Source organism: Caulobacter sp. SSI4214 (genome assembly GCF_012184455.1).
Classification (GTDB): domain Bacteria; phylum Pseudomonadota; class Alphaproteobacteria; order Caulobacterales; family Caulobacteraceae; genus Caulobacter; species Caulobacter vibrioides_E.
Map to the genome: position 1 here is coordinate 1 of NZ_SZWJ01000144.1, position 5,746 is coordinate 5,746.

6 protein-coding genes and 1 pseudogene are annotated in these 5,746 nt (G+C 67.4%); 1 reads left to right on the forward strand and 6 read right to left on the reverse strand.

From position 1 onward, the window contains the following. Together FCU40_RS22280 and FCU40_RS22285 are read right to left on the reverse strand one after the other, a co-directional pair. Nucleotides 1-217 (reverse strand): annotated as a pseudogene (locus FCU40_RS22280) (efflux RND transporter periplasmic adaptor subunit); the annotation flags it as partial. Between the two features lie 12 nt (nucleotides 218-229). Further along, entirely contained in the window at nucleotides 230-547 is a 318-nt protein-coding gene (locus FCU40_RS22285) for a TolC family protein (RefSeq protein WP_168077988.1), read from the reverse strand. A 108-nt stretch (nucleotides 548-655) separates the two neighbouring features. Between FCU40_RS22285 and FCU40_RS22290 the strand changes: the two genes are divergently transcribed. Continuing rightward, nucleotides 656-1,081, forward strand: a complete 426-nt coding sequence (locus FCU40_RS22290) for a response regulator (protein WP_168077986.1) — start codon at nucleotides 656-658, stop codon at nucleotides 1,079-1,081. Between the two features lie 307 nt (nucleotides 1,082-1,388). Here the strand turns inward: FCU40_RS22290 and FCU40_RS22295 are convergent, their stop codons facing one another. From FCU40_RS22295 to FCU40_RS22310, 4 genes are read right to left on the reverse strand one after another with little or no spacing between them, the layout of a single operon-like run. Beyond that, on the reverse strand, nucleotides 1,389-2,003 hold the full coding sequence (locus FCU40_RS22295; RefSeq protein ID WP_241693689.1) for a recombinase family protein: 615 nt from the start codon (nucleotides 2,001-2,003) through the stop codon (nucleotides 1,389-1,391). 57 nt (nucleotides 2,004-2,060) lie between these two features. Beyond that, the gene (locus tag FCU40_RS22300; protein ID WP_066680710.1) at nucleotides 2,061-3,098 is read right to left on the reverse strand and encodes a TniQ family protein; all 1,038 of its coding nucleotides are present in this window, start codon (nucleotides 3,096-3,098) and stop codon (nucleotides 2,061-2,063) included. After that, nucleotides 3,095-3,985 (reverse strand): TniB family NTP-binding protein, encoded by an 891-nt coding sequence (locus FCU40_RS22305; RefSeq protein WP_231732068.1) that lies wholly within the window; start codon nucleotides 3,983-3,985, stop codon nucleotides 3,095-3,097. Before FCU40_RS22305 ends, FCU40_RS22300 begins: the two co-directional genes overlap by 4 nt. Then, nucleotides 3,982-5,640 carry a Mu transposase C-terminal domain-containing protein gene (locus tag FCU40_RS22310; RefSeq protein ID WP_066680715.1) on the reverse strand — a complete coding sequence of 553 codons (1,659 nt, stop codon included), beginning with the start codon at nucleotides 5,638-5,640 and terminating at the stop codon, nucleotides 3,982-3,984. Before FCU40_RS22310 ends, FCU40_RS22305 begins: the two co-directional genes overlap by 4 nt. Nucleotides 5,641-5,746 lie beyond the last annotated feature (106 nt).

Here is a 5,746-nt window from a genome sequence, read left to right on the forward strand (position 1 = left end):
AGACGCGGATCAGGCGGATGCCGGCGGCGCTGATGTCGCCCGCCTCCATCGTCAGGCCCGCGCTAGCCTCGTGGCCTTCGCCTTCCTCGTGGCTCTCGGCGGTGGCGGCGGGCTTGGCGGCCATCTGGCGGCCGACCAGCAGGCCGGCGCCGCCGGCGACCAGGGCGCTGACGGCCACGGCGGAGATCAGGGTGTTGCGGGTTTGGGAAGAGATCATGGTCTGGTGCTCCTAGCGGGCGGCGCGTTCGAGCGCGGCCTGCGCCTGGACGCGGGCGAGCCGCGCCTCGATGAGATCGTTCTGGGCGTCGGACAGGGCGTTCTGTGCGTCCAGGACGTCGAGCAGGCCAAACTTGCCCGCCTCGAAGCCCTGCCGCGCCAAGTCGAGCGCCTGGCTCGCCTGCGGCACCGTCCGGGTCTCCAGCACGGCCTGACGGCGCGTGGCGGCGGCCAGGGCGGCCTGGCCATCGGCGATGACCCGCACGCTGGCCAGCAAGGCGGCCTGCTGCCTCGCCTCGGCGGCGACGGCGTCGGAACGCGCCGCGGCGATGCTGGGCTCACCTCAAGGTTTGTTCGCTAGAGTGCGCCAAGCCGCTGGATGCGCGCATGCTGATCGCGGAGATCAATCGCACCCTGTCCTTCGAGGGAGATATCGAAAATGCCGCCTAACGCGCGCACGAAGCGAATCTTCATCGCGGAAGACGACCGCAACCTGCTGGAACTTCTGACCACGCGGCTGGGCCTGGCCGGCTACGAGACCAGTTTCGGTCGCGATGGATGGGAGGCCCTGGAGGGCATCCACAGCACCCGGCCCGCCGCCATTGTGCTGGACGTCAACATGCCCCGGCTGGACGGCTTTGGCGTGCTACGCCATCTCAGGAAGAGCCCGGCCGTGGCCAACATCCCAGTGATGATGCTTACGGCCCGCAATGCACCAAACGACATTCGCGAAGCCCTCGCTCTAGGTGCAAAAGACTATCTCGCCAAGCCGTTCAACGACGCGATGTTGTTGGCGCGGGTAGCTCGCCTGCTGCGCCCTAGGCCGACGGCGCCTCCAGTAGTTTCAAACGAGGTGCTGCTCTAGCGGCCTTCATACATGTCCAGCGGAAAGGCTCAATCTAGCTGCGATTCCGCTCAGCGCAGCCTTGTCGGTATGGAATCCAACGTCGTCTTTCCGGATCGACGCCAGAGTCCGCTAGTGGCGCAGCCTTGCCTTCAACGGACGCGGCCTAGCCTAGGATGTCGTACTATCCGCCGCCCGGGGGAGGGGGTTGAGAAAACATAAGTCATTGAAAACATTGAATATTTAACGTATAATGAACATTATCGGAAATTTAATCGGAAATTTAATCGGGAAGTGTCGGTGTTCGCATTCGATGCGAGTCGCATCTTTAGATAACGGTTTGGTTCGAATTCATTGCGACTAACCCCTGTGCTCTGCCGGCGGCGACGGTGCGGCTGATCGTGGCTTCGCTGACCTTGTAGAGTCTGGCCATCTCGGCGGCGGACCTGCGGCCCGACAGCACGTTCTCGACGACGTCAATCCGCTGTCCGAGCGTGAGCTTCGCGCGGCGGCCGCCGATGCGTCCGGCCGCGCGAGCCTCCGCCAGGCCGGCGCTGGTGCGCTCGCGGATCATGGCGCGCTCGAACTCGGCGAAACTGCCGACCATCTGCATCATCATCCGGCCGGCGGGCGTCGTGGTGTCGATGCTTTCGGTTAGCGACCGGAAGCCGGCGCCGACAACCTCCAGCTTTTCCAGGATGTGCAGCAGGTCCTTCAGCGAGCGCGACAGCCGATCGAGCTTCCACACCACGACAATGTCGTCGGACCGCAGTTGGTCCAACATCCGGTGTAGCTGAGGCCGATCCCAGCGCCCGCCGCTCGCCGCCTCCTCGAACAATCGATCGCAGCCCGCGTCTTTCAGCGCCCGTCTCTGGGCGGCCGTGGACTGGTCGTCGCCCTTGGAGACCCGGGCGTACCCGATCAGCATGTCCAGCCCTTTCACAAACGCTCGTTTTTGCAAGGTCCGACCGCGCCCATATGGACAGAGACGATCCGCCTTTCACAAACCTCTTTCATAATAGTTCCGAAAGGCAAGGGGTTTGTGCAAGCCACCCCCGGCCTCGTCCGCCAGCGCTGCGGCCGCTGGTAGAGCGATCGCCTCCGGCAGGTGTTGCAGGGCCATCTCGAGGCGGCGTCGGCCCTCGCGGCCGACATGATCGACGAGCGTCCGAAAGGGGCCCAGGTGATCCGCCGCCGTGCGCCAGGACAGAACCTCGGCGATCTCCCCTTCGAGCTGCGCCGGTTGGCTCAGCAGCGCGGCCAGCGCCGAGAGAACATTGCGGCGAGACCGCGCGCTTTGGCCCTGCAGGGCGCCCAGCCCCTGGACCGGGTCAGAGGCCTGCAGGCTGAGGATGAACGGTCCGCCGATGCGTTCGGGCTCGAACAGCCACGCGAAGGGCGTCTGCCCCGACTCTTTATAGAGCACCAGGTCGATCAGGATCTCGCTCGCCCGCAACAGGCTCCGAGCCGACCGGACCCGCCAGCCGGGCCCGATGGCCAGGCCAGCCAAGGCGCGCGCCAGGGCCGATTCCAGGGCGAGCGTGCGCTGGCCCAGCACGCGCGCGGTCCGCGCAACGCCGAGCGCCGCTCCGCCCTGTCGGGCCAACTGTAACAGGACGCCCGCCGATACGAACGCCAGGCCGTCGAGGTCCACGAGGGCGCAGCGATGGATCGGACAGCTCACCTGGAACACCATCTGGCTCTGCGCCGGCCACCAATGGTCACACCCCCGTGCGGCCGCCTCGCGGCAACAGACTGGACAGGCGCCGCCGCGACGACCTTGCGCATCGAGCGCCGCCATCCAGGACAACCGGCGCGCCTGCGGGATGCACAAATCAGCGATCGCCGCTGGCGCCATGCCGCCGACCTCGGCCAGCGTCTCGAGCGTGCCTGGCGAGGGGTGCAGATCGTCGATCGGGCCTATCCCCAGCCAGGCCCAGAAGGTTGGGAGATCGACGTAGTTGTGCGCCGCGACCCGGGCCGTCCACGACGACAGTCCCTCCCCCGTGGTCGGGCGCGGCGCATAGGGCAGTCTCACCCTGCCGCGGCCCGGACGCGAGCGCCCCGGCGCATTGCCATCGCCGTCCGCACATGGCGGACCACCTCCTCGGCGTGCAGGCTCTCAACTGTGATCCGTTCGCGGCCGCTGTCGATGGCCTCGACGGCAGCGGCGTTCAGCAGACGGAAGGTCTTGCCGGGACTGCCGCCGCTGATCTCATGGACGGCGCCGACGAAGGCGTCATCGACCTGGCTCTTCATGCGGAGCGGGAAATGACCGACCACGGCCGCCACGATCGCGGCGTAGGTCTCGTCCTTGGCCAGGCGCGAGAGCCGGAAGGGCTGGGCGCGGCCTTCGATCTGCGGGTCGGAGGTCAGGGCGTTCAGGGCCTCCAAAGTTCCGAAATAGGCCATCGAGAGCGAAAGCGTGTTGGACAGCCGGCGCAGGGCGGCCAGCGTCTTGCGCTGGGCGGCGCCCGTACCGATCATCAGGTTGTTGGTTTCATCGATGACCAGCAGCCGGGTGCGCAGGCGTTCCAGCTGACCATGGACGGCCCGCTCGGCCTCCATCGCCCGCCGGGTGGGGGTCGGCGCGCCAACCGCGTCCAGAATGATGCCGTAGAGCCGTAGCTCGTCGGCTTCGGGCGGAGCCTCGATCGCCACAACCTCCATCTGCGATCGACCGGTCTCCGCATCGAACGTCGGCGCGCGACCGCGCATGAATTTCCTCAGGATCGTCGTCTTGCCCATGTCGGGGTCGCCAACGATGAGCAGCGAAGGCATCCGTGTCCGCTGGGCGCCACGGAGCAGCTCCTCGAGGCGCTGCAAGGCCGTCTGGCCTTGTGGATATGCGACCCAGCGATCGGAGAGCACCAGATCGATGCGCGCCGCGGCCGTCAGGCCCGAGGTCTCGGTTATCGCGCTCACCAAGGTTCGATCTCCACGGCAAACGCTGGTGCCGGGCTTGTCGGAGCGGCCGCATCGGGCGGCTCCGCCGAAGCATCGCCCTCCGCGATCGGAGCCTGCTTCACCTCCGCCCGATGGCGCTCGCGCCTTACGGACTCGCGGCGCATCCGGCGGCTCTCGCTCGCTGCCGTGGCCACCAGGGCATGGTTGGCTTCACGAGCCGCAAAGAGGGCCGCCTCGTCGACCTGGGCTCGCCCTTCGGCGCGGAGCCGGCGTCGCGCCGCGAGCAGCTCCCACAGGCTCATGGGCGGGCGGGCGAGATTGCGATAGCGAAGCGCGCGGACCCCTTGCGGCGTCTCCATGAGCAGGCGCGACAGATCCCGCGGATCATAGGCGAGTTCGACGCGGCGCTGGCCGCTGTCGAACAGCGGCCCCAGGAAGGGCTCGTAATAGCGAACATGGTGGAAGCTTATCCCCTGGCGGGTGATTGTGCGCGAGATGCGCGGCAGGAAGGCGATCAACAGGCCTTCGGGGTCGAGGGGTTGTCGCGGCGTGACGGCCTGTTCGGCGCATAGGCGTCGCCAGGTCTCCAACGGCGGTGCCGAGAGGCTCGTGTGGATCCGGCGATTGTAGTCGCCGGCGACGAAGCGCCAGAGCCAGACCTCAAACTCGTCTATCGTCATGACCGCGGCCGCATCGCTGTCGTAGTCGCCGCGGGCGGCCACGTTGGAGAAAGTGGCGCCTGGCAGCAGGTGCATCTCGCTCATCACCGAGCCGATCAGGCGCTCAATGTGGCCGCCATAACGGGGGGCGCCGACGGGCCGACGCTCCGTCTCGATGCCCAGATTGCTGCACGCCCGGGCAAACGATCGGCTGCGAAAGTCGGAGCCGTTGTCGGAATGAACCAACTCGGGCAGGCCGAAGGCCGGCCACTCGGCGGATATCCCACGCTCCGCCAGGGCCTCGTCCTTGGCCAAGATTGCATGCTGCAGCGCCATGCCGACCGAAACGACAGACGGCGGATCCAACGAGATATAGAGCCCGGTGATCACCCTGGATGCCACGTCGATGACCAGGGTCACCCAGGGCCGGCCGATCGGCGCGCGCGAGTCCGCATCCACGAGGATGACGTCGGCCGGGGAATGATCGATCTGCCAGATCGCGTTCGGCCGCGTCACCGTCAGGCTTCCCGGCCGCATCGTCGCCGCCTCAGCCGCACCCGGCCCCTTGCGGCGGCGGGCCATCTCCCGCTCGCCGATCCGTTGCAGCCGGCGGCTGATCACCGACCGCGAGGGCGGTTTCAGGGTCTGCGAGGTGCAGCGCCGGGCGATCTCGCGCCCCAGCTGCGCCTTGGTGATCGACTGCCGGTCGAGGAACAGTTGTTCGATGGCCGTGTCGATTATCTCGATCACGCGCGCCGGCAGCCGCGGCCGCCCGGGTTTCCATCCCCCTACCCCGGTCACGACCGCCTGCGCGGTCTCTCCGACCGCGTAGCGGGCCAGCAGCCGATAGACCGTTGCCGTGTGGACGTTCAGTCGCCGCGCTGCGGCCTCGACCTCGGCGCGTGTACGGTGAGGATTGTCCAACAGCGGGCGCAGCACGCGCTGGCGCGCAACGGCCAACTCCCAGCGCTGTTCCTCACCCTGCGGCTGGTGGCTGGCTCTGCTCTCGGCCATCGGCGTGCGCTCCTGTTCGAGCCGCTCCCGCCCAAAACTCACCTGATTCGATGTCACGTCCGCAACGGTGCAGCATTCGCATCGAACGCGCAGTTTTCAGAACAGA

Excerpts from the sequence above, each read along its gene's own strand:
- FCU40_RS22290 (WP_168077986.1), top strand. The coding sequence starts at position 656 with ATGCCGCCTAACGCGCGCACGAAGCGAATCTTCATCGCGGAAGACGAC.
- FCU40_RS22310 (WP_066680715.1), bottom strand. The coding sequence starts at position 5,640 with ATGGCCGAGAGCAGAGCCAGCCACCAGCCGCAGGGTGAGGAACAGCGC.